This window comes from Mesorhizobium sp. Cs1299R1N1, assembly GCF_037179655.1.
Classification (GTDB): Bacteria; Pseudomonadota; Alphaproteobacteria; order Rhizobiales; family Rhizobiaceae; genus Mesorhizobium; species Mesorhizobium salmacidum.
In genome coordinates this window covers 1-24,144 of the sequence record NZ_JAPYKR010000012.1, presented here as the reverse complement: position 1 = coordinate 24,144, position 24,144 = coordinate 1, and the positions used below count along the sequence as shown (strand labels likewise).

36 protein-coding genes and 1 tRNA gene are annotated in these 24,144 nt (G+C 63.0%); 15 read left to right on the top strand and 22 right to left on the bottom strand.

Features of this window, described 5'->3' with window-relative positions; translation table 11 throughout:
* Window positions 1-6 precede the first annotated feature (6 nt).
* The 13 genes from O7A70_RS24430 to O7A70_RS24370 form a co-directional block, all read right to left on the bottom strand.
* A complete protein-coding gene (locus O7A70_RS24430) occupies window positions 7-477 on the bottom strand; it encodes a GNAT family N-acetyltransferase (protein WP_337142689.1) in 471 nt (156 codons plus the stop codon).
* 168 nt (window positions 478-645) lie between these two features.
* Window positions 646-963, bottom strand: a complete 318-nt coding sequence (locus O7A70_RS24425; RefSeq protein WP_337142843.1) for a hypothetical protein — start codon at window positions 961-963, stop codon at window positions 646-648.
* Between the two features lie 103 nt (window positions 964-1,066).
* Window positions 1,067-1,261, bottom strand: coding sequence for a hypothetical protein (locus tag O7A70_RS24420; RefSeq protein WP_337142688.1), 195 nt, complete (start codon window positions 1,259-1,261; stop codon window positions 1,067-1,069).
* Entirely contained in the window at window positions 1,246-1,485 is a 240-nt protein-coding gene (locus O7A70_RS24415) for an ABC transporter permease (RefSeq protein ID WP_337142687.1), read from the bottom strand. Before O7A70_RS24415 ends, O7A70_RS24420 begins: the two co-directional genes overlap by 16 nt.
* Complete coding sequence (locus O7A70_RS24410) at window positions 1,482-1,682, bottom strand: hypothetical protein (protein ID WP_027141494.1); 201 nt, start codon at window positions 1,680-1,682, stop codon at window positions 1,482-1,484. The genes O7A70_RS24415 and O7A70_RS24410 overlap by 4 nt, the downstream gene beginning before the upstream one ends.
* A 2-nt stretch (window positions 1,683-1,684) precedes the next feature.
* Window positions 1,685-2,416, bottom strand: coding sequence for a glycoside hydrolase family 108 protein (locus tag O7A70_RS24405; protein ID WP_337142686.1), 732 nt, complete (start codon window positions 2,414-2,416; stop codon window positions 1,685-1,687).
* 521 nt (window positions 2,417-2,937) lie between these two features.
* Complete coding sequence (locus O7A70_RS24400; protein ID WP_337142685.1) at window positions 2,938-4,020, bottom strand: acyltransferase family protein; 1,083 nt, start codon at window positions 4,018-4,020, stop codon at window positions 2,938-2,940.
* Between the two features lie 81 nt (window positions 4,021-4,101).
* Complete coding sequence (locus tag O7A70_RS24395; RefSeq protein ID WP_337142684.1) at window positions 4,102-6,420, bottom strand: SGNH/GDSL hydrolase family protein; 2,319 nt, start codon at window positions 6,418-6,420, stop codon at window positions 4,102-4,104.
* Window positions 6,330-6,725, bottom strand: coding sequence for a hypothetical protein (locus tag O7A70_RS24390; RefSeq protein WP_337142683.1), 396 nt, complete (start codon window positions 6,723-6,725; stop codon window positions 6,330-6,332). The genes O7A70_RS24395 and O7A70_RS24390 overlap by 91 nt, the downstream gene beginning before the upstream one ends.
* Window positions 6,726-6,851: 126 nt before the next feature.
* Window positions 6,852-7,205, bottom strand: coding sequence for a hypothetical protein (locus O7A70_RS24385; protein ID WP_337142682.1), 354 nt, complete (start codon window positions 7,203-7,205; stop codon window positions 6,852-6,854).
* Window positions 7,206-7,271: 66 nt separating this feature from the next.
* A complete protein-coding gene (locus tag O7A70_RS24380; RefSeq protein WP_337142681.1) occupies window positions 7,272-7,979 on the bottom strand; it encodes a terminase large subunit domain-containing protein in 708 nt (235 codons plus the stop codon).
* Window positions 7,936-8,331, bottom strand: a complete 396-nt coding sequence (locus O7A70_RS24375; protein WP_337142680.1) for a hypothetical protein — start codon at window positions 8,329-8,331, stop codon at window positions 7,936-7,938. The genes O7A70_RS24380 and O7A70_RS24375 overlap by 44 nt, the downstream gene beginning before the upstream one ends.
* Entirely contained in the window at window positions 8,324-8,716 is a 393-nt protein-coding gene (locus O7A70_RS24370) for a hypothetical protein (protein ID WP_337142679.1), read from the bottom strand. The genes O7A70_RS24375 and O7A70_RS24370 overlap by 8 nt, the downstream gene beginning before the upstream one ends.
* Before the next feature lie 453 nt (window positions 8,717-9,169).
* On the opposite strand from O7A70_RS24370, the gene O7A70_RS24365 reads away from it, so the two are divergent.
* Both O7A70_RS24365 and O7A70_RS24360 read left to right on the top strand, forming a co-directional pair.
* Entirely contained in the window at window positions 9,170-9,439 is a 270-nt protein-coding gene (locus tag O7A70_RS24365) for a hypothetical protein (protein WP_140510672.1), read from the top strand.
* A gap of 90 nt (window positions 9,440-9,529) precedes the next feature.
* The gene (locus tag O7A70_RS24360; protein WP_027141487.1) at window positions 9,530-9,835 is read left to right on the top strand and encodes a hypothetical protein; all 306 of its coding nucleotides are present in this window, start codon (window positions 9,530-9,532) and stop codon (window positions 9,833-9,835) included.
* A gap of 98 nt (window positions 9,836-9,933) precedes the next feature.
* Here the strand turns inward: O7A70_RS24360 and O7A70_RS24355 are convergent, their stop codons facing one another.
* Window positions 9,934-10,362, bottom strand: coding sequence for a DoxX family protein (locus tag O7A70_RS24355; RefSeq protein ID WP_140713693.1), 429 nt, complete (start codon window positions 10,360-10,362; stop codon window positions 9,934-9,936).
* Window positions 10,363-10,955: 593 nt separating this feature from the next.
* On the opposite strand from O7A70_RS24355, the gene O7A70_RS24350 reads away from it, so the two are divergent.
* The 4 genes from O7A70_RS24350 (at window position 10,956) to O7A70_RS24335 (ending at window position 12,421) form a co-directional block, all read left to right on the top strand.
* The gene (locus O7A70_RS24350) at window positions 10,956-11,135 is read left to right on the top strand and encodes a DUF3606 domain-containing protein (RefSeq protein ID WP_015317039.1); all 180 of its coding nucleotides are present in this window, start codon (window positions 10,956-10,958) and stop codon (window positions 11,133-11,135) included.
* A gap of 230 nt (window positions 11,136-11,365) precedes the next feature.
* The gene (locus O7A70_RS24345) at window positions 11,366-11,809 is read left to right on the top strand and encodes a GFA family protein (protein WP_337142678.1); all 444 of its coding nucleotides are present in this window, start codon (window positions 11,366-11,368) and stop codon (window positions 11,807-11,809) included.
* A gap of 118 nt (window positions 11,810-11,927) precedes the next feature.
* Window positions 11,928-12,164 carry a DUF982 domain-containing protein gene (locus O7A70_RS24340; protein ID WP_337142677.1) on the top strand — a complete coding sequence of 79 codons (237 nt, stop codon included), beginning with the start codon at window positions 11,928-11,930 and terminating at the stop codon, window positions 12,162-12,164.
* Window positions 12,165-12,175: 11 nt separating this feature from the next.
* On the top strand, window positions 12,176-12,421 hold the full coding sequence (locus O7A70_RS24335; protein ID WP_337142676.1) for a DUF982 domain-containing protein: 246 nt from the start codon (window positions 12,176-12,178) through the stop codon (window positions 12,419-12,421).
* Between the two features lie 115 nt (window positions 12,422-12,536).
* Here the strand turns inward: O7A70_RS24335 and O7A70_RS24330 are convergent, their stop codons facing one another.
* The gene (locus O7A70_RS24330; protein ID WP_337142675.1) at window positions 12,537-12,833 is read right to left on the bottom strand and encodes a hypothetical protein; all 297 of its coding nucleotides are present in this window, start codon (window positions 12,831-12,833) and stop codon (window positions 12,537-12,539) included.
* Between the two features lie 196 nt (window positions 12,834-13,029).
* Here O7A70_RS24330 and O7A70_RS24325 point away from each other — a divergent pair, with 196 nt between their 5' ends.
* The 7 genes from O7A70_RS24325 (at window position 13,030) to O7A70_RS24295 (ending at window position 16,353) form a co-directional block, all read left to right on the top strand.
* Window positions 13,030-13,938, top strand: a complete 909-nt coding sequence (locus O7A70_RS24325; RefSeq protein ID WP_337142674.1) for an alpha/beta fold hydrolase — start codon at window positions 13,030-13,032, stop codon at window positions 13,936-13,938.
* A gap of 253 nt (window positions 13,939-14,191) precedes the next feature.
* Window positions 14,192-14,488 (top strand): hypothetical protein, encoded by a 297-nt coding sequence (locus O7A70_RS24320; protein WP_337142673.1) that lies wholly within the window; start codon window positions 14,192-14,194, stop codon window positions 14,486-14,488.
* 35 nt (window positions 14,489-14,523) lie between these two features.
* Window positions 14,524-14,597 (top strand) — tRNA-Gln (locus O7A70_RS24315).
* Between the two features lie 218 nt (window positions 14,598-14,815).
* Window positions 14,816-15,061 carry a hypothetical protein gene (locus O7A70_RS24310; protein ID WP_337142672.1) on the top strand — a complete coding sequence of 82 codons (246 nt, stop codon included), beginning with the start codon at window positions 14,816-14,818 and terminating at the stop codon, window positions 15,059-15,061.
* A gap of 170 nt (window positions 15,062-15,231) precedes the next feature.
* Complete coding sequence (locus tag O7A70_RS24305; protein ID WP_140510654.1) at window positions 15,232-15,522, top strand: hypothetical protein; 291 nt, start codon at window positions 15,232-15,234, stop codon at window positions 15,520-15,522.
* A 270-nt stretch (window positions 15,523-15,792) separates the two neighbouring features.
* A complete protein-coding gene (locus O7A70_RS24300) occupies window positions 15,793-15,999 on the top strand; it encodes a hypothetical protein (protein ID WP_337142671.1) in 207 nt (68 codons plus the stop codon).
* Between the two features lie 108 nt (window positions 16,000-16,107).
* Window positions 16,108-16,353, top strand: coding sequence for a DUF982 domain-containing protein (locus O7A70_RS24295; RefSeq protein WP_140510650.1), 246 nt, complete (start codon window positions 16,108-16,110; stop codon window positions 16,351-16,353).
* A gap of 63 nt (window positions 16,354-16,416) precedes the next feature.
* Here the strand turns inward: O7A70_RS24295 and O7A70_RS24290 are convergent, their stop codons facing one another.
* Complete coding sequence (locus tag O7A70_RS24290) at window positions 16,417-17,493, bottom strand: sensor histidine kinase (RefSeq protein WP_337142670.1); 1,077 nt, start codon at window positions 17,491-17,493, stop codon at window positions 16,417-16,419.
* Window positions 17,494-17,585: 92 nt separating this feature from the next.
* On the bottom strand, window positions 17,586-17,828 hold the full coding sequence (locus O7A70_RS24285) for a hypothetical protein (protein ID WP_337142669.1): 243 nt from the start codon (window positions 17,826-17,828) through the stop codon (window positions 17,586-17,588).
* A gap of 263 nt (window positions 17,829-18,091) precedes the next feature.
* Between O7A70_RS24285 and O7A70_RS24280 the strand changes: the two genes are divergently transcribed.
* Both O7A70_RS24280 and O7A70_RS24275 read left to right on the top strand, forming a co-directional pair.
* On the top strand, window positions 18,092-18,400 hold the full coding sequence (locus tag O7A70_RS24280; protein WP_337142668.1) for a hypothetical protein: 309 nt from the start codon (window positions 18,092-18,094) through the stop codon (window positions 18,398-18,400).
* A gap of 87 nt (window positions 18,401-18,487) precedes the next feature.
* Entirely contained in the window at window positions 18,488-19,489 is a 1,002-nt protein-coding gene (locus tag O7A70_RS24275; protein WP_337142667.1) for an aldo/keto reductase, read from the top strand.
* A gap of 54 nt (window positions 19,490-19,543) precedes the next feature.
* Here O7A70_RS24275 and O7A70_RS24270 read toward each other — a convergent pair whose 3' ends face one another.
* The 5 genes from O7A70_RS24270 to O7A70_RS24250 form a co-directional block, all read right to left on the bottom strand.
* A complete protein-coding gene (locus O7A70_RS24270) occupies window positions 19,544-20,623 on the bottom strand; it encodes a D-alanine--D-alanine ligase family protein (RefSeq protein ID WP_337142666.1) in 1,080 nt (359 codons plus the stop codon).
* A gap of 23 nt (window positions 20,624-20,646) precedes the next feature.
* A complete protein-coding gene (locus O7A70_RS24265; protein WP_337142665.1) occupies window positions 20,647-21,264 on the bottom strand; it encodes a C39 family peptidase in 618 nt (205 codons plus the stop codon).
* An 81-nt stretch (window positions 21,265-21,345) separates the two neighbouring features.
* Window positions 21,346-21,861, bottom strand: coding sequence for a hypothetical protein (locus O7A70_RS24260; protein ID WP_337142842.1), 516 nt, complete (start codon window positions 21,859-21,861; stop codon window positions 21,346-21,348).
* Window positions 21,862-22,083: 222 nt separating this feature from the next.
* Window positions 22,084-22,641 (bottom strand): GNAT family N-acetyltransferase, encoded by a 558-nt coding sequence (locus O7A70_RS24255; protein ID WP_337142664.1) that lies wholly within the window; start codon window positions 22,639-22,641, stop codon window positions 22,084-22,086.
* Window positions 22,642-22,746: 105 nt separating this feature from the next.
* Entirely contained in the window at window positions 22,747-23,706 is a 960-nt protein-coding gene (locus O7A70_RS24250; RefSeq protein WP_337142663.1) for an AraC family transcriptional regulator, read from the bottom strand.
* Between the last annotated feature and the right edge of the window lie 438 nt (window positions 23,707-24,144).

Genomic DNA, 24,144 nt, shown 5'->3' with positions numbered 1-24,144 from the left:
CCATCCTCAATCGGCGCCGAGGTCATATTCGAAGACCACCTGGTCGCGCAGCGGGATGCCATCCACGAGCATACCTTCGGGATAGCCGGTCGACGGTCCGAAAGCGTCCCGCACGATCCGGCTCATCCGAAAGCCCTGCAATTGGTAGAAGCGCAGATTGCCAATGTCGCAGCTTGCCGTCGAGACAATCAGGCGCTGGCCCCCGCGCTCGCGGCAACGAGTGATTGCCGCGGCCACGAGAAGCCTGCCCAGTCCCTCACCTTGCCGCGCTTGAGTGACGGCGATGCTCTTGAGTTCGAAGGCGCCGGTATCGCCGGTATCGATGATCTGCGCGTGGCCGACGATTTCGCCGCCCTCGCGAGCAACCAGCACCTCGCCCTCATCGATATAGCGGTAGATCTGCATGGCCGAATCGTCGGCAAGGGCAAACAGCGACAGCAGCGCCTCGCGGTCCCCGTCATATCTCTCAATCTGCATCCACAAGCCTGTGCCGGACCAATGCCGCCGCGAACTCGGCAGCCTTGCATTGGGATATAGCAACTGCCGTCGAGCAGCCACAAACGCAAAAAGCCCGCCCCGGCGCGAGCCAAGGCGGGCTTTGGCTCGACCGAGCCGCGGATTCTCAACGCCGGGCAAGGCCCGGGATCATTCCTTCGCCGCTGGCCTGAACTTCCGCACAATCACCTCGAACAATATATCCGAGATCCACATGGCGCAGACGCCGATGAGGAAAGCAGCCGCCAGCGTTGTCGTGTCGTCACTGGCCAGCGGCAGCCCGGTGGCGCGGGCATACTGGACCACGGGCAGCGTCAGATAGGCCGCGGCGAGCGCGCCGCAGATTGGCGACGCCACCATCTCGCGCAGCTTGTAGCGATGACGCGACAAAGCCCGCAGGACGCCGCCGGCAAGACCGGCGGCAACCACCGGCCCCTTGATGCCGAGCAGGTCGAACAGATCGTGCATCATTTCACCGCCCTCGCAACGAGAAACCCGAAGATCGTTCCGGCGCTGAAAATGGTCACGCCGCCAAGCAGCAGGACCGAGCCCATCGGAAGGAAGATGACGGTCATGGCTTCCATCCGCACAGTCTTTCGCCCTTGCGGTTGTGCGCCAGCAACGCCTTGACCTCGGCATCCGACAGCGCGTCGATCGCGGCCGCCGACAGGCGCAGCGGGCCCGACACCGCGCAAAATCCGCCCTTGGCGGTGGTACAGCCAACCAGCGCGGCCACGGCGGAGGCGAGCATCAATCCCTTGCCCATGATTTGAGCTCCTTTCGGGCGGTGGCGGCGGGCAGCGCACCGATGTCGTTCTGGACCTGGTCGGCAACCTCGCGCGCCTCGGCTTCGGTGGCGGCCTGTCGGGCGCGCTCCGCCCGTTCGCCGGCCAGCCGCTGACGAACTCCCCAGCCGAATGCCGCCAGTATCGCGGCACCAACGCCCAGAATGGTCGGATTGGTGAGCAGGAGATTAAGCAGCGTGTTCATCGGTTTGGCTCATCCTTCACCAGGTAGCCGACGGCAAAGACCGCGATCGGCAGAAGCGTCGCCCATGTCTCGGCGTCATACCAGGAAGGCCAGACATTGCGCACGAAGACGCCGGAAACAGAGATGGCCGCGGCAGCAATCGTGGCAGCCGTCAGCTTGTTGGTTGGACGGATAGTCGGCTGGGTGACGGTGGCCATGGTCAAAACATCCCTTCAAGGGCGATAGCGATATGGCGCCAGGCGGCGAGGACGATCAGGCAGGCGGCGATGATCCCGCCTGTCTTCGCGGCCATCGGCATCCCCGAACTGTCAGGCGCCGGCGACGCCGGCCTGGGTGCCGGCGCATTGCCCTCGGGCATCGCGGCCTTGGGCGGAGCCGCTTCCGGCGCCGACTTTGCGGGCTGCGCGGACACGGCCGCCGGCGCCGACATCAGCAAGGCCTGCGACCGCACCGACTTGACCCGGTCCGACCAGCCGCGCCCGAATGTCGCCCATGTCGGCAAGCGTTGCAGGAACGCCAGCCGTCCATCGCAGAGCTGGTCGATCACGACGCCGGCCGGTCTTGCCCTGGCCGCGGCGAGCGTGGCTGGCCCGATGCGGCCATCCTGGGAGACGCCCAGGGTTGCCTGCAGGTATTTGGCCGCCCTGCCCGGGCCGCTGTTCACGGCGAAATCGAAGACAGCGTAGTCGACGCCGTCGGGCAGTTCCGCGCCGGCCACGGCATCCCAGTAGAAGCGGCGGTAAACCGTGGCCACCTGTTCATCCCCGATCTTGCGCAGATCGGCCTTGCTGCCGTCGGCTTTCACGTAGCGGCGGAAGTTGGCGAGTGTGACGCCCTTCATCGTGGCGCCGCCCGGATCGGCCGGATTGTCCGACCAGCCGCCCTCGGATTTCAAGACGAGCGCAAGCGCCCGCGCGAAGTTGCGGTCCATGGGGATTTCCTTTTATGGTCAGGAGATGCAGTTCACAGTGGACGGCGTGGCCGTGAAGCGAACCGATGTTCAGGCCGGAACCTTTGATAAGGCAGCGGCAACGCTGGGCCGGTAACGGCTGGGCAGGGAGCCGACTTCAGGCGAATGGGTCCGGGTGACGCAGTTTGTCAGCGGGCGCACGAACTGCTGGCGGTTGATTGCGCAAGGAAGCGGATGAGCTATTTCACTTCGATGGTCACGCTCAGGCAATCAGAGCGGATCACGGCAGCTTTGCAGTCTTCTTGGCCGCAATGGTCTTCTTCGTCTGGCTTGGTCAGGAAGAACATCTCGGGCTGAGCAAGGACGGCCCCCTAATGCGTATGTTACGGTCGAAGATGGGGTGGACGTGTCCGGCGTCCCTATCATGAGCCGCTGGTCGGGTGACCGCTGGCAATACCGGAAAATGACCAAGGATGAGGCTGACCACCTCAAAAACCTGGTCGGCGCGCCCTGAGAGCGAAAGGGCAGTCGGCATTTCTAATTTAGGCGGGCACCGGCTCACGCGCCACAATTCCACTCGATCCCTTGGCCAGACGCGCAAGCCATGCGCTTTTGTTGATAGGCTGTTCAATTAGATTGAAGCTGAGAAACCCGACCAGCACCGCCACACAGACGAATGCAACGCCGTAGATTGGGGCTGGCAGTCTATTGATCAGATCGCCAGCAACAAGCCACGCAGCGATTGTTGCGAAAAGCACCTGATGCCATAGGTAGAGCGAGTACGAAGCATCTCCTAGCGCGATCCATCCTTTCGAGAACGTCCACATCTGCCTGATTTCGAGGGCGACGAAACCATAGACGATCAGCGCACTCGGAAGGCCGAGGCAGACGACGCGCCACGAACTCGGCAGGGTCCACCCCCCATTGAGATTGAAATATATCGCGCCCCAGAGGTAGCCAGCCAATCCCACTCCGATCGCTGCGACTGCATATTCCGAATACTTCCGTGAGGCCAGAAGGGCAATCACGATGCCAAAGCCAAACTCCAACGCGAGGATATTCAGCCACGAAGACGATGTAGAGACTCCGAACCACGACGCCATCGAAGCAGCGGCAACCATCGCGAACCATGCACCAAGTATCAGAGCAATCCTGCGAGGAAAGAACAGGATCCCGAGCGCGCACATGGCGTAGAAATACATTTCGTATTGCAGCGTCCACGCCGCTTGAACGCGACTGTTGGGGCTGTTGATCAGAAGCACCTGCTGCCATGTAGGTGCCACCTTGATGAAGGCCGGCGAGAACTCTACCCATGGCATGAGAAGCGTTGCGATAGCAAACACCACCCAATAAATAGGATAGATTCGAAATACTCGCTTAATCGCGAACTCGCGGAATGCGCTCACCCGACCAACGACCTCCGCCTTGTCACCAAGCCTTTGAGCGGCGAGGAACACCACGAAGCCCGATATCACAAAGAACAGGTCGACGCCGCCGGGGCCGACCGCAGTCACAAATTGTTGTGTCCAATGAATGCGCATCGGCAGGATAGGCCAATAGATATGGCTTATCACCACCATCAATGCTGCGACTGCTCGTAGGCCTTGAATGTTCTTATAGAGCACCGATCCTGCCTTCTCCCCGCGGCAGAGCGATACCAGCGACGGCCGCGTGCGGCAACCATGTTGGCCGCTCCTGACTCTGCATTAATCCCAGTTCACGTCGCCAAGCCGGATGAATTTGTTTGTCGCATCGACCCCGTAAGCAGTAGCCACCCCTGCCGTGGTAACATCCAGCCAGCTTTGCACATTGGCCTTCTGTGTGATCACCGGTTGCCATTGTGCCCGCTGCGGCCACATGTATTTTGGCAACTGCAACACTTGGGTGCCATCCGCAGTTGGGCCGGCGGCCGTGTTGATGATCCCGTCCAGATGCTTCCTGCCTGTGGCATCCAGCCAAAAAACTGGCGTGGTAAGAGCCTGCCAGCTGTTCCTGTACCAGCTGGCTGGAATGGCGGTAAACGGCAAGCTCTTGTCATAGGGCGGAGCGAGAAGGGCCATCGCTTTGCGCGCCAGGGCGAAAGCGAAGGCGATACGATTCTGCATGTCTGGATGGATATTGTCGAATACGGCCCCAGTCTGCATCATCCCGGTAGCGTTCCAGGCGAGATGATAGGCAAGAGCTGGCGTCATGGCTTGCGCGGCTTCGACCATCCCGACCAGATAGCCTTGAGCTGCCTTATCCGCGATGGTCTTCATGATGACGTTTCGATAATACGAGCCGAACCCACCATTAACGGAGTTTTGGCCGACCGCGCCATTCCGAACTGCATCGGCCCTGTTGTAGAACATCGGCGGCACCGCAACCACCAGTGGGATGAAGGCATTCGCCAGACGGTTTATGATGCTCTGCATGACGGTCGGGAAGCTGGCCGTTTGTCCCTGAATGTTGTTCGTGCCTACCATGCCAATCGCCAATGTGTATCCGGACAAGCTCATGCCAGCCATAATGGTGTCTTGCTGTTCTGCCGTCTGCCCCGCCACTGCGATGTTGTTGACGTAATCGACTTGCAGGCCGCACGAGCCCTGCAGGAACCAGGCAAGCCACTCGGGCCAGCCGGGATTGACGCCATCCGTGATGCTATCGCCGAAGATGAGAATACGTTGGCCGTTCGGCACCGGAGCCGGCCCATTATCCACCCGCACCCAATTGTCGGTAACGACGCTCCCAGTCTCGCCGGGGTTTTGAAAGACTACCATCCCCACATCAACGATTGGGCTAGCGGTTGTTTGCTGTGTCGTGATGTCTATCCCATTGAGCGTAAAGCAAAACTTCGTGGGGCTGATAATGCGCACCCCAAGCGTGGCATTGGGTAGTCGATAGCCGTCCTGGTTGTCGTTGTTCATTACGGACGGAAGGGAAGCGGAGGAGGAACCGACACCATAGGTGCGTGTCGTGTAAGTCACGGCCTCGGCAAGGGTCGTGCCGTAGGCGATACGATATCCGGCTTCAGTGCGGACCATGATGCCGCGAGTGGTGCCGTTGCCGTGCCAGCAAGCCTTGTACTCACCTCCCGACTTGGCCGGCACAAAAGCCCCGTACCAGAAGGCGGTCGCGATAGTGCCAAGGTCGAAGGATGCCTGTGCCGCCGTCTGCATTGCCCCGGCTGGCCCGACTGCCCAGGTGTCGCCGGCCGGCCATGCTATGCGTTCAAGACTTGCGTTGGAAAGGTCAATCGGCACGACCGCCGCTGGGTCGAAATTCTGCGCGTGAAGGAAGGTTTCCTTGGGCCGCCTGTTGTCAGGCTTCGGCACTATGTCGAAACCACGCTTCCACGAAGTTGCTCCGGTGTTGAGCAGTTTCAGATTGCCGGCTTTGATGTTCGTCGTACCGTAGTTGTAGACGAAATCGCCGGTGAAAGTCGGGCCGCTGGTAGCATCAATCGCCAGCGCCGTAAAATCCCCGACAGCGAAGAACTTGTAATTGTGCGTGGCATGCTGCTTGACGGTGACGAGTATCTGGCCCTGCGTCAAACTTGCTACGGCAAGGTTCCACGCGGCATCATTGTTGGTGATACCGTCGTCCACAAAGCCGAACTCGGTAGTGTATCGCGGCGACACTTTTCCATCGACGTAGGTCTTGACGCTTTGCTGCGTCGGGACCTTCGAATCGCTGTCGGACGCCATATCGTCTTCGTCGAGAAGGTCCGCCCTGAGAAGGGCATCGCCGTCCCCTGTGATGTCGATTGCGTCGGTGCCGATGACCGGGTCCATCGTGTTGAACCGAAACGTAATCTCTCCGTTCGAGGCTCCGTCCTGGACAAAGGCGGTCGTGCCCTTCTGAATTGTGCGTGCGCTACGGGCATCTGCCGCGCGGTACCACTGGCCATCGCTGGCGGTGTAGATGCCATTCTCGCTTGCCGTGACCTGGTCCTTCACCAGCACGCGGTCGCCCACGGCGGTGGCCACGCCATCGATGGTTTGCAGCCCCTGGAGGGCAATGTTGACCGTGGTCGCCAGGCGCACGGGTTCGCGTTGGTGACATAGACGACGTCGGCTTCCGTATCCCAGGCGAGCTCGACCGCGGCCGAAGGATGATCCCAACCGAAATCGAGCGCCCCGAGGCGCGGCCAATAGCGCGGCAGCCGGAACGGCTCGCAGGCGATCAGCGCCTCGGCGACCGGGAAGATGCGGCCCGAACCCAGCACCGGAATATCCCGGGCGCGGGCCTCGCGCTCATGCTCGGGATAGGCGGCGACGATCGCCGCGCGTTCCCCGGGCGAATAATGCGCGGCATCGTCGATGGTCATGAAGGTGACGTGACGGGACATTGGTTTCCCTTGTATCATCTTGCGAGACGCCGGCCGTATGATGTTGTTTGCACTGAGTTCTAGCGGCCAACACTGGCGCCGGCCGAACTCAACCCAAGTCCGGCAAAGATCAGGCCAGGCAGTCCCTCAGGACTCATACCCTTCGTTCAGACAGTCGTTCTGCCAAGCCCAGTCGAAGTCGGCGCGTGACATGGACTGGCCGATGCCCGGCTCGACAAACGGGCCGGCGGTATTGTCGATATAGACGATGAAGCGCGCCTCCTTGGTGAAGGCGCCAACCTTAGCGGTGATGACACCGCAAGTCTGGCCGGTCGAACTGTCGCCGGTGATCTGGACGTGCGTGAAGGTGGCGGAAGCATCGCTTACCAGGTCACGCATCTTGCCTTCGGCGGCAGTAGTCGCGTTGGCGCGCCAATCGCCGCTGCCGGTACAGGCTGAAAGCAGTGCAGACAGGAGAAGCAGTTTTGCTACTTGGCGCATGTCGGTTCCCGAAAGCCGCGCCGCACGCTACTCGACCACCGGTTGCCGCCAAAGCATCATTGCAAATCATGGTTTCGGAGCGGTTTCGCCCATCCCCTCAATCTCCCACGCCGACAAGAACAGCAACACCACATCGCTCATCCCGAGCAGCGGCGTGAAGGTGACGATCGTTATCCCGCCGGTGGCGTTGGTGCGGGTCAGGCCTTCGGAATAGATGTCGAGCGGCGGTTCCTCGTCGAACCAGACGCCGTGCAGCGTCTCGCCCTGCCATTTCTCGCGGCCTTTTTCGAAACTCTTGAACGACAGCACGCTCTCGCCGGCTTGCACATCGCCGCCGCCGCCATGGCGCACCACGACGCTGTCGAGCGCGCCGGGCGCGCCGCGCCCCATGATGGTGTCGGCGATCGCATCGGCCGGGATCATGCCGGTGCCCCACGCCGCCTGCTGCTGCGGCGGGCCGACCAGCACGCGCTGCGGGTTGTCGCGCGTGCCCTCCCCGGTGACGCCGGCGGCCCACAGCCGCACCGGCGTCTCGAAAACCTTACCTTGCCACCACCGGGGATAGCGCCCGGTCAGGTGCATCGCCCATTCGGCGCCGCCTGCCCTTGTCTTGCCGAGCTGGTTGCCGGCCATGAACAGGCGTTCGCGATTGACCGCGCCAGCCGCATGAAATTCTGCCTGGCGCTGATACGGCTTGTAGGCGGCGAGCTGGTTTGCGCGCTGCCGGCGGTCAAGCTCCGCCAGCAGCGCCAGATATTCCGCGCTCGCCGGCATCAGCGGCGCCGGGATCGGCGTCGAGGAACGGCCGGAGGATGGCTTCGAGGGCGCGGATTCGGTTGCGAATGTCCTCATCGCTCAGCGTGTCCAGTTGGTTGATGGCGACATCGATGTCCTTGGGCAGTACCGAAAGCACGATCTTGAGATACTGGTCCGGCTTGTCGGTGCGCACCTCGGCCAGGACACCGGCGCCGTGGATGCGGAAATCGGCCCGCACGGCGGTGAGAAAATCGTCGCCCAGCGTCTTCTTCGTCCGCTTCGGGCGGGGTCTCTTCGCGGCTGCCGGGCTGGCGGATTTACGCCTCGCCGGCCTTGCCTTGGCGCGCGGCGGCCCGGTTTCGTCAGTCATGGATCTGCGCCACGGCATTGGCATCACCGGCGGCAGCCTCCGGCAGCGCCTGCTTGGCCCGCCTGGCCGGCTTTCTCGAGCGGGCGGATTTCTTCCTGGCCTTCCCGCCGCGCTTCGGCTTCGCGGCCGGTGCGAGCCTCGCCACTCCAACGGGCCTTGCAGCCTTGAGCCGCGCCTTGGCGAGGCCTATGAGCTGCCCGCCGATGCCTGCTTGCGGAAAACAGAAACCGCCCGCCGCATCCCGCACCATGCCGATCAGCACGCCGGGCGCAACCGCTTCGACACGGCCGAGGCGCGCCCGAGGCGCCGCGCCCTCGAATTCGCCGATGGCGCTGACGACCTCAAGGCCGTCATCACCGGTGATGATGGTGGCGTAGCGTGTCATGGGTTGTCTCGCATCTCGCGGAGGTAGCGCTCTACGGCGCCCCCCTCTGTCCTGCCGGACATCTCCCCCTCTTGGGGGGAGATTGGCAGATTGGACGCCTCGCCCAGTCTTGGAGCGCAGGCGGTTGGCGAAGGTCGCGATTGTATCTGATCTCCCCCCAAGAGGGGGAGATGGCCGGCAGGCCAGAGGGGGGCGCTGTCCCGCCAGCATTCAAATTTGTAACCGCGGTAACGTCCCCTGGCATGGCGCCAAAAAACAAAACCCGCCTCAGCGGCGGGTCATTGGCGCAAATCAGCACCATGGACGAATTTATAGCATGGCTGCCCTCAGCGGTCAACGGTTCTAGGAAAAAATTCACAATTGGCCATCCGGCTTTTCATCAGCCGGCTCCTGTGAAATCATCAGCGGCAGCTCATGGAATGATTCCCGTCGCACGGCCTTGTGGAGAGGACGATGGACAGACCAGCCATGGCATCCGTCTTCAGGATGCGGCACGCTCCGGCCACGGTTTCCGGTGTGCGCAGCACTGGCCAGGGCCAGGCGGATCCGATCATCCGGGTGCATTCGCTTGGCGAAGCGATCCGCTTCGTCGCCGGCGCTTACCCCAACTACGACATCGGCACCGTTGCCATAGATTGCGGCGACCCCTCGATCCCGCGCCTCGGCAGCCTTGAGGTCAGGGCGCTGTGGCGCGAATATGGCGAGCGCCTGACGGAGGAGTAGACGCATGTCGCCAAAAGACCGCGGCGCTTCTCCACGTCGGATCGGAAATGCCGCTCGCGCGTTTGGAACCCAGCCACTGGAGCAATCGCCATGAACGTCGCCAATCTGCAACTCGAGGGCCTGCTGATGGCCGTCGCCTCGATCAACCACGTCCTTGTCAAAAAGGGAGTGCTGACATCGGAAGAGATCGACATCGCGCTCCGCAAGGCCGAGGCCTTGGAAACCGGCGAAGAGCGGTCCGGAGGCATGTCGGCGTCGAGCCGCGACGCCGTCAACTTCCCGATCCGGCTGCTGGAACTTGCCAACCAGTGCCAGCCGGAGGCGGACATGCCGTCCTTTTCGAAGCTGGCCCGCATGGTCGGCCAGATGAAGGAGCCTTATAACGACCAGATGTAAGGCTCTCCTTACGCCCTGCCACCGGCGAGCGTCATCCCCGGGCGCGCTTCTTATGCCCTGCCCCGGGCGGGCTCCTGGGCTCTGCCCCGGGCGGGCTCTTAAGCCCTGCCCGGCCATCCCAGGTTCAGCGCCAAAATTCTTCCCGGTCCATGGACCGCCGCGAAAAGCAGTCCGGCCAGGAACGAAAAATGGTCGACGAAGAAGCCGAATTCGGCCTGGTTGCCGGCCCAATGGCTGGGTCCGTGGAAGGCCAGGGCCAGGAACAGCACATAGGCGGCGGCGACCAGCGCGGCCTGGGTGAAGAAGGCACCGCTGAGGAAACACAGCACCAGCGCAACCTCCAGGATCGCCGCGCACCATGCGAGGAAGAGCGGGAACGGGAAACCGGCGGCCGCGATATAACCCGCCGTGGCCTCCATGCCCATGAACTTGAAGGTCACCGCCATCAGGAAGACGGCGGCGAAGATCAGGCGGGCGACGAGAAGGGCCGCGGTCTGCCACGGCGATTGTGTGATTTGCGACGGCATGGTTGTATTCCTCCAGTTTCATCAGCCCCAAGGACGCACCGCCGCGCGCGGATCCGACATCACCCAGCGATTTTTCTCTCGGTTTGCCGGCCGCCGCAACACGCGCCGGGCGCTCACGAACAATTAACGATCCTGAAACTTGTCCGTAACCGGCAACATGATATTGTTAGCTGGGGCTAATGCACGGCGTGTTCCGTGCAGTAATTTTGGGTGGGTCGAGTTTTGGGCGCAAACGTCAGGTTGGGGACGAAGTCCTATCTGGTCCGGTCGCCGGTCCTGGAGTGCGATGGCTGCGGCGGCACAGGACAGGTTTTCCAGTGCCCGCGTTGGGCGAGTTCAAACGGCCTTTGCTGTCCCGCCGGCACGCATTCCCGCGGCTGCCCCGGTGCCAGCGCGCCCTGCGCCGAATGCGGGGCGCCCGACAGCCGTGGCGCCGGCTCCGGCCGCTCCATCGGCCTGAACCGGGGCCGGCGGTAAGTGCCCGGCGGTCACCGCCATCCGCCATGGAACCAGCATGGCCGATCCGTGTTATGTCTGACCGCGACATCCAGACGTCCGCGCGACCATGCGGCTTACAGAAAGTGAGGCCCGACATGCCCGACGACAAATCGAAGACCAAACAGGACCGCAAGCTGGTCTCGAGCGAGGAGACTTACGAGGTCGCCGCCTTCGCGCGCAAATACGGCATTCCGCAGAGCGAGGCGCAGACCATCATCAAGCGCTACGGCCCCTCGCGCAAGAAGCTCGACAACCACATGGCCGCGCGCGGATAGAAGAAGGCGGCCGCGAGGCGGCAACCATTTCGCCGGCGTCGCGTTGGAGGATGCTGCGGGCCGCGTCAACCGGGCCCGGCGGTACGGTGAACAGGATGTCTTTTTCCCGGTTTCTCATCCTGGCCAACGAAATGGCAGACGAGCATCTGTCCCGCCCGGCCCGCGGTATGCCAAACTGACGAAGCCAAACTGACGAAGCCAGACTGGCGAAAAAGGGAGGGGCCGCAACCATGTCCGAGACAACACGCAGGACCGGTAGCTGCCTGTGCGGCGGCGTGCAGTTCGTCGTCACCGGCCAGCCGTCGCGGGTCGGCCTCTGCCACTGCAAGGACTGCCGCAAGGCGGGCGGTTCGGTCTATTCGGCCTTTGCGATCTGGCCGCGCGATGCTTTCGAGACATCGGGCCAAGTGGCCAGCTACGGCACACGCAGCTTTTGCCCGACCTGCGGCAGCCGCGTCGCCTGGGTCGACGACAACGAGGCCGAGGTGATGCTCGGCAGCCTCGACGTCGCGCCGACGGACCTGGCACCCCAATATGAATTGTGGACCGGCTGGCGCGAAGCCTGGCTGCATGCCTTGCCTGGCGCCGAGCAGTTCGAGCATGACCGGCCGCAAGCACAGGGCGCGGATCTGCCCGCGCCCAGGCCATTGTCGGACGCCGTCGCGCGCGACTGAAAGCGAGATTGAAAATTGATCGTCGGGGCCTGGAACCCTCTCCTGTCGGCCACGTTATCCGCCGCTTCCTCGGTGCATGTCGGCTTCTGCCCACATGCACAATTCATGGAGACGACTGTTGAACGACAAGATGTTTCCCCGACCGATCCGCCTGAAATTCGCCCCTGAGCAGGAGCGCGTGGTGCGCAGCGCCTGGGAGGGGCTGGAGTGCCTTGGTGACTGGCCGGCCCGGCAAGGCCGGGGCTACCGGGCGGCACTGCGCAGCTGCCGCGATGCCCTGGATGGCTGGGCGCCGCCGGAAAAGGCGATGCGGGCGATGATCGACGCCGCGCGCGAAGCGCGCATCCTCCAATAGCGGGAATGAAAATGGCGGATTTGATGCTGTCGACACCGCTGCGGGTCAAGCCGCATGGGTCGGACACGATTCGTGAGGTGGCCACGCTCCAGGACGCCAGTGAAATCCTGATCGACTGGCCACAAGCCAAGCGCGGCCCTTTCTACCAAGCCGCGCGCGAAAAGATCGAGTCGGCGCTGCAGAACAATGAAGGCGTGGCACAGGCGCAGGAGGCCTTCACCGCGCTCTGCGATCACGCCGGCCTTCTGGTCAGGTAAGTCAAGCAAATCCAAAAAGCAGGCGAACTCGCCTGCTTCTTGTGGAATCTGGTTCGATCATTGTTCCTGATCTGCGAGGTTCCGCTGCCTCGATGACGATGTCGTCTGACCAGCTCTACTGCTTCGGCGGCTGGGGCGGCACTTCGCCCGGCTTGATTATCGGGGTATTGCCTTCGTCGGGCGCCGGCGCGGCCATGCCCTGGTCGCCGGTGGGCGGCGGCTTCAGCACGCCGCCGCAATCGTTGAGCTTTTCGCTGAGGTCGCCGCCGCCGGGCTGCTGCTTGCCGCCCTGGTCCGTTTGTGCCCGGCATTTGTCGGTCTGCTGGTTCGGCATCTGTTGAGCCGCCTGTGCCGCTGCCGGCACCGCCAGGGCCAGCATCGCGGCGCATGATGCAATGGCGAGAGGTTTCATCTCGGCCTCCTTCGTTGAATGGCCGCCCGCGGCGGCCTTCCCTTCATGGAGACAACGCCCGTCGGCCCAAAAGGTTGGCCCGATGAATTGGCGAAGAGGCCTATTCTCGGGACCGGCCCCGTCTGGGTCGGCGCTTGCGCGAAAGGCGTTGCAACCAACCCCGTCCTCCAGTCGTTGCCTGTGCCGGAGGCCAGCTATGTTCGAGCAGTTCCAAGCCATGGACGTCGACATCGGGGATGCCGACATTTTCGTGCGCGGCGGCGGTGCCGGACCGGCGGTGCTTTTGCTGCACGGCTTTCCGCAAACCCATCTGATGTGGCGCGATATTGCGCCGGTGCTTGCCGAGCGTTTCACCGTCATATGCGCCGACCTGCGCGGCTATGGCCGCAGCGCCTGCCCGCCGTCGACCGCCGATCATGCGCCCTATGCCAAGCGGGCCATGGCATCGGACATGGTGGCGATGATGGCCAAACTCGGCTTTACCTCCTTCATGGTCGCGGGCCATGACCGCGGCGGGCGTGTCGCCTACCGTCTGGCGCTCGACCATCCCGACCGCGTCGAAAAACTCGCCGTGCTCGACGTCGTGCCCACGGCCGACGCCTGGGACAGGGCCGATGCCCGGCTGGCCCTCGGCTACTGGCCGTGGTCCTTGCTGGCGCAGCCCGAGCCCTTGCCGGAAAAGATCCTGGCGGGCGCCGCCGACGCCATCGTCGACAATGCGCTGGGCGGCTGGGGTTCGCCGCCCGATGTCTTTCCAGCCGGCATCCGCCAGGCCTATGTCGATGCCTTGCGCGACCCCGCCCACATCCACGCGATCTGCGAGGAATACCGGGCGGCGGCAACGCTCGACCGCGACCACGACCGGGCGGACAAAGCCACCGGCCGGCGCATCGCCTGCCCGGTGCTGGCCTTGTGGAGCGGGCAAGGCGCGCTCGCCGAATGGTATGCCGGCGAAGGCGGACCGCTGGCGCTATGGCGGAACTGGGCCGATGACGTGCGGGGCCGCGCGATGTCAGGCGGACATTTCTTCCCCGAGGAAGGGCCCGGGCAAACGGCTGGCGCGCTGATCGATTTCTTCGGCGAGGTCAAGGCTGGCGCCGGTTAACCACCGCGACGGGCACCCCGGATCAGCCGACTGATTCCTCCGACGTATCGTCGTCTTCGGGTCCACCGGGCCGGAAAGGATCGGGCATGCGCGGACACTCCTCGAAACCATGGCCGCCGGCGCCGCGCCCGAACGCGCGCCGCACGGCCGGTCGCGGAACCAACGGACACGAAAGGGGTTGTGTGCGACAATGCAAGCGGCCGTTCCAGTGCGAATCCGGACCGGCAATTTTGTCAAACCAAAGAGAACCGTCATGTCCGCTCGCGTTCTGACCCTGTTGACGGCCATCGGCGCCGTGCTCACGACGACCGGTCTGGCCGATGCCCGCCCCGACAGCCGCTCCATGGGCTGCGGCGAGATCCGGGCCATGATCCAGAGCCATCGCGCCGTGGTGCTGACCACCGGCCGCAACACCTATGACCGCTATGTCAGGCAATTCGGCAATGAGTGCGACTGGCCTGAAGTGCCGATGTCGGCCTATGTCCCGTCCCGCGATGGCGACTGCCCGGTCTATCGTTGCGAAGAGCCGGTCAACAATTTCCCGAATTGACCGCAAGCTGCCTGGGCGCCATAACGTCCAGCCTTTCCCGCTTCGTCTAATGGTAGGACAGCGCCCTTTGAAGGCGTGAATCGTGGTTCGAGCCCATGAGCGGGAACCAAGCAGTTAATCCCGAGCGACTGGCGTGAACGGAATCAGGCCGGGTCGCTCCCGATCCTCTCCCATCAATTCGGACACAATCCGGGACAGGTAAAGAACCGGCCGTGATCCTTCCGGGCAGGAGGAAGGTGGCTTCCGCCCCAGGACCTCGCTCGCGATTGACGGCCAGTTAACGTTACGTTAACTTTAAATTAGCCAACACTAAAATAGGAGATCCTCATGAAGATCGCCTTCGTTTGCCTGGCGCTTGTCCTCGCCGGGTCGAGTGTCGCCGCGGCGCATGGAAAAAAGGCAACCGTCACTGCTGCCAAGGCATGTGCTTGTTTGTCGATCAAGGCGTCAGTGGCGGCAAAATTGGACTGCACTGCAACGGGAACCGCCACATCAACCCAGACTGACGCAACGAATGCCAAGCCGCACCTTGGGTACGAAAACGCTTGGACGATACCCTCGTTCGGCCTTTAACGTTCCCAGTATTCCTCTACCCGAAGGCCCGGAGACCGAGGCGCTGGGCCTTTGTAAAACGTGAGTGCGCTATCAGACCTCGTGCTTGACTCTAGCCGTCGCGGCGCGCTGGGCCCGCATGAAACCTCGCGGCCTGTTGCGCGTTCATTGTCGGCCAACAGGAGAATTCCATGGATCCGGGAACCGTGGCGGTGATGGTGATGCTTTCATGCAGCGCATCGCTCTGTCGGCCCACGGAGTCGCGCCCGGTCGTCTATTCATCGATGGAGGAATGCCAAGCGGCACTTGAAGCCAGATTGGCACCGTGGCCGAACGGCGAAATGGTCGGCCGATGCAAGCAGGTCGACCAGACGGCGACTGGCTCGATTCCACCGGAAGGCTATGCCGCGGTTCAAGTCACGCGGGGAACCGGCAGCGATGCGGTCACCACCAACTATTTCGTTCCGAGAGCCAGCAACTAATGCATGTCGCCCAAATGTGACCTCGGTTTTGGGGGACCGACATGCATCAAAATAAGGACCTAAAGCGCGTCGCATGAATCCGTTTCGACGCGACGCGCTTTAGAAGCCCGCCAGCAACGACAAGTCCGGATGCCGAAGCCGCCGGGCCGCGACAACGTCGCCAGTTGGCGAACGGGGTAGACATCGGCGGGCGTTTGACCCGGCCCACCTGAAACCATTTCAGGGACCCGGCGTTAACGACCGGCATGGCCAGACAAAGGAGACATATCCATGACCGTCAACTGCCGCATATCCATCGACAACCGGCCTGACGCCACCAACGCCACTTTCCAGGCTGTGCCGCGGATTGGCGAGAGCGTTTCCCTGTCGGTCGACGGAAGCCCACAGGATCTCAGGGTCTCGCGCGTCGTGCATGTTCCCAACGGCGGACTGGAAGGCGCCGCGATTGTCGTCGAGGTGACGACCAACATCCTCTAGGCATCGTTTCGCCGGGAGATGCCGGAGAGTTCACGCTACAGTGATCGGCGGCAATGAAACCTCGCGCGGCCAAACACGTTCCATGCCTGCAACAGGGTCCAGGTTCCAATGCAAACCGCGTGGTTCTCCAAGCCCGTCGTGGTTTCGGTCGGCGTTACCGGAGCCACCCGCAACCTGTCCAACACACAACAGGCCATCGAGTTGCTGACGACACATTGGCGCGATGCCGGCAGCCTGAAACATCAGTCCGCGCTGCGCGCCTGCCGCCGCGCAACGAGCGGCGACGTGCCACCCGACGTCGCCAGGGAGGCTTTTGTCGAGGCCGCGCGCGAAGCCCATATCCTCGTCGAGTAGGTCGAGCCTGACACGGATTTTGGGCCACGGATTTTGGGCGGCATTCCAGACCGGCGGATCGCCCTAGATGCCGGAACCCGGCGAAACGCCGTCAGCCTCGCTACCGATCTGCGCCACGACGATGGATGCCAAAGGGGCGCTCAGCCGCCATTTGAGATAGCCGGGCGACCGCTCCAGAATGGCGGAGCCGCCCAGCGACTGCGGCGCCACACGCTGCAGTACAACGGTGCCGAACCCCTTGCGGGTGGTCTGGTCCCGCCGGTCGCCGGGATGCGGCGTCGACGTCTCCTCCCAGGTCAACTGGAATTCACGCTCGCCCACGGAGCCGGGATTCTGCGTCCCGGAGTCGATTGTCCAGGTGATCTCCACCCGGCCGCCTTCGCTGCCCAAGGCGCCATATTTAGACGAGTTCGTGCCCAGTTCGTGGAAGGCCATGCCGAGGTTCTGCACCGCGTTCGACTGCAGCGTCAGGACCGGGCCGGAGAGCAGTATCTGCTCCTCGAGGCCGAAGGGTTTGAGATGTTCCTGGATCAGGTCGAACAGGCTCGCCCCCGCCCATTCCGAGGTGACGAGCAGATCGTGCGACCGCGACAGCGCCATGATGCGGGCGCGGATCAACTCCTCGAACTCGCCTGGATCGGTCGAGCGCTTGCTGGTCTCCCTGACCATCGACAGGATGACCGCGAACTGGTTCTTGACGCGATGGTTGACCTCCCGCATCAGCAGCCTGATGCGGCGCTCGCTCTCCTTGGCGGCGGAAATATCGCGGGCGATCTGCGAGGCGCCGATGATCTCGCCATTGTCGTTCTTGATCGGCGAAATCGTCAGCGAGGCGGAAATCAGCATGCCATCCTTGCGCTTGCGCGTCGTCTCAAAGCTCGCCACCCGGTCGCCGCTGCGAATCTTGCTGATGATCTCGATTTCCTCGTTCTTGAGGTGATCAGGAATGAGCATGAGGATGGATTGGCCGATCGCCTCCTCGGCGGTGTAGCCGAACATGCGTTCCGCCGCCTGGTTCCAGCTTTGGATGATGCTGTTCAGGTCCTTGCTGATGATGGCATCGAAGGAGGAATCGACAATTGCCGCGAGCCGGGCATCAGCGGTCGCCCCCTGTCTGTCGCTGCCGTCGACGTCGTTCATCGCCACCCGCAATTGCATCTTCCCCCAATCAAATAAGGCGCAAACGGATCAAGGCAATCGCCGGCGCGAGGATGGATAGGCCTTAACGCATTTCACTCCGCCTGTTCCGGCGGCCTCTTGCCATCGCCATTGGGCCTGAGCACGCCGAACTCCTGCGACTTGGCCCCCATCTCTGCCGTCAGGAACCCGTCGGAGGCAAGGCCACGGCGCAGCAATTCGCGTACCGCAGCCGAACGGCTGGGCATGCGCTTGTCGAAACGCCAGTTTTCCAGCGCTGCCAGCTCATCCTGGGTCAACATCACCTGCAATCGTTCCGGGCGTTCCAGTTCAACCATATCCGCCTCCCGCGCAAGATCTGCGCAGTTAGTAAATGCCTCATTGCACTTACAGTTAGGAACTTCCTCATCTTATGTCAAGCGCTGCCAATGGGCGAATGCAGCACGGTATCAATGATGCTCATTGAACGCAGGTTGGGCCTTCGTGTAACTCTGCTAACTAACTGATTTTATTTGAGGATTCTTCAGTTTTAACTTGTCAGTACGCGGTATCGGGCGCATCTTGCCGCCTTGAGGAAACCAACTCGCCTTGGGAGGTTTCGATGCGATACGACTATTCCACAATGCTGCGTGAAGACGTCTATTCGACCGTCTGCACAGCATTCAAGACGGTGGGCATCATCAACGTGTCGGTGGTGGCGGAGAGGATCAGGGTCAGGAACCTTGCCGAGAATGTTGCCCTCGAGGACATTGAACATCTGGTCGTGCAGGCCGCCCAACTGCTTGGCGCCGCAATCGAATTCGACGCTTTGAGCAACGGATTGGCTCCGCCTGGAAACGGATTGGTCGAGAACGGCGATGAGAGTGCGATGGTCCATCTCGATCTTCATCGATCAGGCTCGATGCAATAACCAAAAGCCCGAGACACCCTGTGGGAATTGAGCGAGCGCCTTATATAATTCCGGCCACCTCCTTCCTTCCCTCTCGGAGTTCCACCCATGACCCTCGACACACGCAAGCTCGGCAGCCAGGGGCTGCAAGTCTCGGCCATTGGTCTCGGCTGTATGGGCATGAGCCAGTCCTACGGCCCGGCTGACGAGGCCGAATCCGTCGCCACGCTGCACCGCGCCATCGAACTCGGCTGCACGTTCCTCGACACCGCCGAGGTCTATGGCCCGTACACCAACGAGGCCCTGCTCGGCCGGGCGTTGAAGGGCAAGCGCGACAAGGTGACCATCGCCACCAAGTTCGGCTTCCGCATCGAAAACGGTAAACAGGTGGGAGTCGATAGCCGGCCCGGGCATATCCGCGAGGTCGTGGAAGCCTCGCTCGGCCGTCTCGCCACCGATCATATCGACCTGCTCTACCAGCACCGCGTCGACCCCGCGGTGCCGCTGGAGGATGTCGCGGGCGCTGTCGGCGAGCTGGTCGCACAAGGCAAGGTGCGGTTCTTCGGCCTGTCGGAGGCGGGTGCCGCCAACATCCGCCGGGCGCATGCCGTTCACCCGGTGTCGGCGTTGCAGAGCGAATATTCGCTCTGGGAGCGCAATCTGGAGCCGGAGATCATCCCGCTGCTCGGGCAACTCGGCATTGGCCTGGTGCCGTTCTCGCCACTCGGCCGCGGTTTTCTCACCGGCGAGGTCAAGCGCGCGGAGGACTACGCCGAGGGCGATTACCGCCGCAACGACCCGCGCTACCAGGGCGAAAACTACGACGCCAATGTCGACGCGGCGGCCAAGGTGCGCGACATCGCCACAGCCCGGGGCGTCAAGCCCGGCCAGGTCGCGCTGGCCTGGCTGCTGGAGAAGGGCAACGGCTTTGGCGTCGACATCGTGCCCATCCCCGGCACCAAGCGGATCAGATATTTGGAGGAAAACGTCGCCGCCGCATCATTGAAACTCGACGCCGCCGAAATGGCCGCGCTCGACGATGCCCTGGCGCCGGGAAAAATCTCCGGCCCGCGCTACACCGAGCGCGGCATGGCGATGGTCGATCGGTAGGGGCTTAGAGCGCAAACGGGATCATCCTGGCTTGTATCTCGATCGGCGAAGACTTCAGACTGTGCGCACCGCATGCCTTGCCAGCGCGTGCTCGATCAGCGCGTCGATGACCTCGCTGTAGCCGATGCCGATCGCCGCCAGCGCCTTGGCGTACATCGAGATGTCGGTGAAGCCGGGCAGCGTGTTGACCTCGTTGACCAGCAGGGAGCCGTCGGCGCGCAGGAAGAAGTCGACGCGCGCCATGGCCTCGCAGCCCAGCGCCTTGAAGGCTTGTCCCGCCATGTCCCTCGCTCTGTCGGCGACCGCGGCGGGAATATCGGCGGGCACTTTGACCACCGCGCCTTCTGCATCGAGATATTTGGCCTCGTAGGTGTAGAAACCATGCTTGCCGGCCGGGATGATCTCGCCTGGCAGCGACACCGTGAGCGAGCCGTCTGCCCGTTGCAACACCGAGCACTCGATCTCGCGGCCTTCGACGAACTCCTCGATCAGCGCCTTGCCGTCATAGCGGAAAGTGGTTTCGATGGCTGCTTCGAAGCCCTCCCTGTCGTTTACCTTGCTCACTCCGAAGGACGAGCCCTGGCGCGCCGGCTTGGCGAAGAAAGGCAGCCCGAGCGCCCCGGCGATTTCCTGGAACGAACCGACATCGCCTTTAAGCACGGTGACCGAGCGGGCGACGGCAAGGCCGGCCTCGCGCAGCAGCCGCTTGGCGACGTCCTTGTCCATGGCGGCGGCCGAGGCGAGGATGCCGCAGCCGACATAGGCGACATCGGCAACCTCGGCATAGCCCTGCACCGAGCCGTCCTCGCCGAACGGACCGTGCAGCACGGGAAAAACGACATCGACCGGCGGCAGGTCCGTTTCCTTGTGCGACGCCGAGATCAGCCGGCCCTTGCCGCCGGGCAGCAGGGCGACTTCCACGCCGTCCTCCGACACTGGAGCCCCTGCCCCTTCGCCAACGGCCTCGGACGCCGGCTGCAGCAGCCATCTGCCGTCCCTGGAAATGCCGATCGGCACCACCTCGTAGCGCGTCCGGTCGATCGTCTTCAGCACATTGGCCGCCGACAGCCGCGACACCTCGTGCTCGGCCGAGCGACCGCCATAGAGGATGGCAACCCTGATCTTTCCGGTCATCGAAATCCCTCAACTGTCAAAAATCAAATGCTGACGGCAATGCCGCGATTGGCGAAGAAACGATCGAAATCGATGGGCGCCAACACTGCGTCCGCCTGTGTGGCGTTGGTATGGCCGGACGGGTTGTGGAAGCGAAAACCATCGTCCGACGCCGCCGTGACCAGCACCAGATGACCGCCCTTCGACGGCGGCTCGCGCTCCGGCCAGCGGATCGAACTGCTGACCGAAGCGATGAAGAAGCGCGACCGGGCGAGGATCCCCGGGACGTCCGCTGCCGCGACATTGGTCATCACTTCGGCCTCGAGGCCGAATTCCTGCTTCACGAAAGTGACGAAGGGCGCGTAGATCAGGCCCTTGATCGAGCCTTCATTGACGACATAACCGCCATATCCGGTGCACCGTCTTGCGAGCTCGATCGTCGGCACGATCTGGCCGCGCGTCGCCAGGATCATCTTGAGGCAAGCCATGCCGCAGACATTGGCGGCCCAGACCGCGTATTCGTCGAGCGTGGCGGCACCCGATCCCTGCCACAGCGGATCCCGCCGCAACGCGGCTTCGGCGCCGTCGGCGAGCACCGCCAGCGTCATGTCGGGCGTCTCCCACTGACTGAAAAACGGCACGGCGTCAGGCAATGGACTCATGTGGACTCCTCGGGCCGCCGAATACGAGATGGGTGAAAAGCCGCTCGGACCCGCCGAATTTCCCGGCGCGTCGCACGGCGTCTACTCAACCTTCGTCCAGCCGAACACCAGCCAGGCGTATTTCGATTTTTCATCGGGTTCGGCGGTGTAGGTCATCTGTATGTCGCCGCCCTTGGCGTAGATATCGAGCCTGGGCGCCGTGTCCAGCTTGAGCCACGCCGAACTCTTGTTGAAGGACCAGGTTCCGCACCAGACGCAGGAACCCGATGTCGGGTCACCGGGCTGATGGAAATTGTAGCGGCCGTCCGCGGTGATCTCCAGATAATCGAACGCGCCGTAAAACGCGGTCACCGTCTGCTGGAACTCATTGGCGGCCGCTTCCTGTTCCGGCGTGGGCGCATCCTTCAAGTCGCGCGGCGGCCGGGTGGTCGCGCCGCTGAGTTGCCATTTGCCGACAAAGTCCTTCTGGGTCGGAAGATATTCCTCCTGGGCCTGCGCCGAAGATATATGAGTAAATGGTAATATGAATGGTGCGGCCATGCCCAAAATCGCAAGCAACGGCGCGGCTACACGGATCGCCCTGGTTGATTTCTGCATAAAAATTGTTTCTCCACAGTAGGCAATAGATGTTCTGTTCGAGACGTTATTGAGAAAGGCGGCGCGCATTGCTTCGCCGATTCCCGTCCGCCATTTTCACGGTTAGCATCGGAGCCACCGAATTGGCAACGCAGGGCAGCGATCGGCAAAGCTGATCGGAACCAGTCTTCTCCATCTCGAGCTGCTTGCGAACGTGCCGGCGCGGGAAGGCTGGCTGCCCTGTCATCGCCCGGATGTGCCGGTTGTTTCCCGCCTTCTTTCGAGGGCGAAGAGATTGGTCGGCGCGCCATGCAGCGTCACCTGGCCTTCGAAGAGAAAGCCGCATTTTTCCAGGACGCGTCGCGAGGCGGCATTGGCCGTGCGCACCAGTCCTATGACCCTCTCGGCATGCAGGTCTTCGAAGGCGAAAGCCAGCGCCGCGCGGACCACCTCGGTGGCATAGCCATGCCCCCAGCTTTCGGGGTGCAAATGATAGGACAGGTTGAGCCCCCTGAAGTCCTTCGACACCGTGACGCCGCCGAAGCCGACCGGCACGCCGTCCACCTCGATCGCCCAGCGCCCAAATCCATGCTCGCGCCAATGGTCGATGTCGCGCAGCAGCCGCTCGGTGCTTTGCCGCGCCGTGTCAGGGCTGGGATCAGGTCTATGCGCAACCAGCTCCGGCCGGGCGAACAGCCGCGTCACAAACGCAACATCGGCTGCCGTCGGCTGCCGCAGCAGCAGGCGGGTGGTGCGGCGGCTGCCGGTTTGCCGGGAGTCAACGCGATAATTCTCGGGCATGGGCTGTCATCGCTTGTGCTGGCCGGAACGAACGGCAGGACGGGATTGCCTCCAGTCATGCAGCCGATTGCGATGCGATCATGGCAGCGCCTTCCATGAATCGCTCTACCTGGCGCCACTCGGCGTCGAGCCGAAGCGGCGGCGGAAACAGCGGTTGAAATAGGAGACGTCGGAAAAGCCGCTCAACAACGCGATCTCGCTGACCCGCATGCTGTCGTTGCGCCGGTCGCGCAGCATGCGATGGGCTCTCTGCAGGCGCAGTTCGAGAATATGCTCGGCGAAACTGGAGCCCGTTTCCTGCAAGAGATCATGGACATAGCGCGCGGAAAGCCGCAAATGCTGGGCGATGTGCTGGGCCGAAATGGCGGGATCGGCGAAGTTGTCCCGCATCTTCTGCAGGATGGCCTGCAGCCTTGCCGCGCGCAGCCCGCGCACGCCCGCCAGCTCGGCGATCTCGCCCTTGGCGCCGGTCGCCAGCCCGATCAGGTCGACGATCGTCTCGGTGGCGTGGGCGACAAGGTCGGGCGAGAGCAATGCCGGTCCCGCTTCCAGGAAGCCGCAATAGCGCTTGAGCATATCGAGCGCTTCATTGTCGGCGCCGATGGTCAGCGCCAGGCGATCCTCGATGTGGGGGAAGGCATTTTCCAGGATTTCGCGGGGCACCACGACATTGGTCCAGACATTGCGGTCGCCGCCGGTCATTTCCAGCGCTTCCGAAGCCGAGACCAGCGCGCCTTCGCCCCTGCCGATGCTGTAGTCGCGGCCGGTCTGCGCGCCGCTCAGCTTGGTGTCGCCGTCGTTGACCAGCAGCAGGTAGCCGTCGCGGCCGTCATCGGCGATGTTGCGCGTCTTGCGGCTGGCATGCCTGATCGTCCCTGCCATCCGCCCCAGCACCAGCGGCCCGATGGCGGTGGCTTCGATATCCGCCTGGAACGGCACGTTGCCGGAGATGGCGTATTCGACCGACCATATCTCCGCGACATGGATGTCCTGCCAGAGCGCGAAGCGCGCGCGGTCGTCGAGATGCGGCGGCAGGTCGACCGACGAGAAGACATTCTTTTTCAATGACCAACCGGCCTTTCCCGCGCACGCGTCTTCCCTGAAGCCGCACCGTATGGGACCGATTTGCCTCTTGTCCAGAGGCGGCGTTATCCATGCCCTGCAGGACAATTTCAGTGCCGCCCAGATCAAGCATCCGATCCGATTCGCCGGCCCCGCGTTCGATTTCCAAAATACCCGGAATGCGGGATGGGAATCACCCGGCCTCGCCTGGCGCGGCAACCCGCGAGCCGTCACGGCCTGGGGTGTGTTGAGATTCAGGTCAGGCCGAGCCGAAAATGGCGGATTCCGAGAACCGGAGCGGAGCGGACATCTGGGTCCGTGTTGGGGTGGACGGCCCCCGACGGCATCGCAATGTGCCAGAATGAGGTCGTTGCAGATCTCAACAAGGGAGACCGTCCGTGGATAAACTTATTCGCATTGGCATGGATACGTCAAAGAGCG

Bases quoted from the DNA above. Each gene is read 5' to 3' on its own strand.
- O7A70_RS24360 (WP_027141487.1), top strand. From the start codon at position 9,530: ATGAACGTCGCCAATCTGCAACTCGAGGGCCTGCTGATGGCCGTCGCC.
- O7A70_RS24295 (WP_140510650.1), top strand. From the start codon at position 16,108: ATGCAAACCGCGTGGTTCTCCAAGCCCGTCGTGGTTTCGGTCGGCGTT.
- O7A70_RS24270 (WP_337142666.1), bottom strand. From the start codon at position 20,623: ATGACCGGAAAGATCAGGGTTGCCATCCTCTATGGCGGTCGCTCGGCC.
- O7A70_RS24285 (WP_337142669.1), bottom strand. From the start codon at position 17,828: ATGGTTGAACTGGAACGCCCGGAACGATTGCAGGTGATGTTGACCCAG.
- O7A70_RS24375 (WP_337142680.1), bottom strand. From the start codon at position 8,331: ATGACTGACGAAACCGGGCCGCCGCGCGCCAAGGCAAGGCCGGCGAGG.
- O7A70_RS24325 (WP_337142674.1), top strand. From the start codon at position 13,030: ATGTTCGAGCAGTTCCAAGCCATGGACGTCGACATCGGGGATGCCGAC.
- O7A70_RS24320 (WP_337142673.1), top strand. From the start codon at position 14,192: ATGTCCGCTCGCGTTCTGACCCTGTTGACGGCCATCGGCGCCGTGCTC.
- O7A70_RS24355 (WP_140713693.1), bottom strand. From the start codon at position 10,362: ATGCCGTCGCAAATCACACAATCGCCGTGGCAGACCGCGGCCCTTCTC.
- O7A70_RS24425 (WP_337142843.1), bottom strand. From the start codon at position 963: ATGCACGATCTGTTCGACCTGCTCGGCATCAAGGGGCCGGTGGTTGCC.
- O7A70_RS24305 (WP_140510654.1), top strand. From the start codon at position 15,232: ATGGATCCGGGAACCGTGGCGGTGATGGTGATGCTTTCATGCAGCGCA.
- O7A70_RS24370 (WP_337142679.1), bottom strand. From the start codon at position 8,716: ATGACACGCTACGCCACCATCATCACCGGTGATGACGGCCTTGAGGTC.
- O7A70_RS24405 (WP_337142686.1), bottom strand. From the start codon at position 2,416: ATGGACCGCAACTTCGCGCGGGCGCTTGCGCTCGTCTTGAAATCCGAG.
- O7A70_RS24290 (WP_337142670.1), bottom strand. From the start codon at position 17,493: ATGAACGACGTCGACGGCAGCGACAGACAGGGGGCGACCGCTGATGCC.
- O7A70_RS24300 (WP_337142671.1), top strand. From the start codon at position 15,793: ATGACCGTCAACTGCCGCATATCCATCGACAACCGGCCTGACGCCACC.
- O7A70_RS24415 (WP_337142687.1), bottom strand. From the start codon at position 1,485: ATGAACACGCTGCTTAATCTCCTGCTCACCAATCCGACCATTCTGGGC.
- O7A70_RS24335 (WP_337142676.1), top strand. From the start codon at position 12,176: ATGGCGGATTTGATGCTGTCGACACCGCTGCGGGTCAAGCCGCATGGG.
- O7A70_RS24385 (WP_337142682.1), bottom strand. From the start codon at position 7,205: ATGCGCCAAGTAGCAAAACTGCTTCTCCTGTCTGCACTGCTTTCAGCC.
- O7A70_RS24390 (WP_337142683.1), bottom strand. From the start codon at position 6,725: ATGTCCCGTCACGTCACCTTCATGACCATCGACGATGCCGCGCATTAT.
- O7A70_RS24265 (WP_337142665.1), bottom strand. From the start codon at position 21,264: ATGAGTCCATTGCCTGACGCCGTGCCGTTTTTCAGTCAGTGGGAGACG.
- O7A70_RS24430 (WP_337142689.1), bottom strand. From the start codon at position 477: ATGCAGATTGAGAGATATGACGGGGACCGCGAGGCGCTGCTGTCGCTG.
- O7A70_RS24380 (WP_337142681.1), bottom strand. From the start codon at position 7,979: ATGCCGGCGAGCGCGGAATATCTGGCGCTGCTGGCGGAGCTTGACCGC.
- O7A70_RS24275 (WP_337142667.1), top strand. From the start codon at position 18,488: ATGACCCTCGACACACGCAAGCTCGGCAGCCAGGGGCTGCAAGTCTCG.
- O7A70_RS24345 (WP_337142678.1), top strand. From the start codon at position 11,366: ATGTCCGAGACAACACGCAGGACCGGTAGCTGCCTGTGCGGCGGCGTG.
- O7A70_RS24310 (WP_337142672.1), top strand. From the start codon at position 14,816: ATGAAGATCGCCTTCGTTTGCCTGGCGCTTGTCCTCGCCGGGTCGAGT.
- O7A70_RS24365 (WP_140510672.1), top strand. From the start codon at position 9,170: ATGGACAGACCAGCCATGGCATCCGTCTTCAGGATGCGGCACGCTCCG.
- O7A70_RS24260 (WP_337142842.1), bottom strand. From the start codon at position 21,861: ATGCAGAAATCAACCAGGGCGATCCGTGTAGCCGCGCCGTTGCTTGCG.
- O7A70_RS24410 (WP_027141494.1), bottom strand. From the start codon at position 1,682: ATGGCCACCGTCACCCAGCCGACTATCCGTCCAACCAACAAGCTGACG.
- O7A70_RS24350 (WP_015317039.1), top strand. From the start codon at position 10,956: ATGCCCGACGACAAATCGAAGACCAAACAGGACCGCAAGCTGGTCTCG.
- O7A70_RS24420 (WP_337142688.1), bottom strand. From the start codon at position 1,261: ATGGGCAAGGGATTGATGCTCGCCTCCGCCGTGGCCGCGCTGGTTGGC.
- O7A70_RS24255 (WP_337142664.1), bottom strand. From the start codon at position 22,641: ATGCCCGAGAATTATCGCGTTGACTCCCGGCAAACCGGCAGCCGCCGC.
- O7A70_RS24280 (WP_337142668.1), top strand. From the start codon at position 18,092: ATGCGATACGACTATTCCACAATGCTGCGTGAAGACGTCTATTCGACC.
- O7A70_RS24330 (WP_337142675.1), bottom strand. From the start codon at position 12,833: ATGAAACCTCTCGCCATTGCATCATGCGCCGCGATGCTGGCCCTGGCG.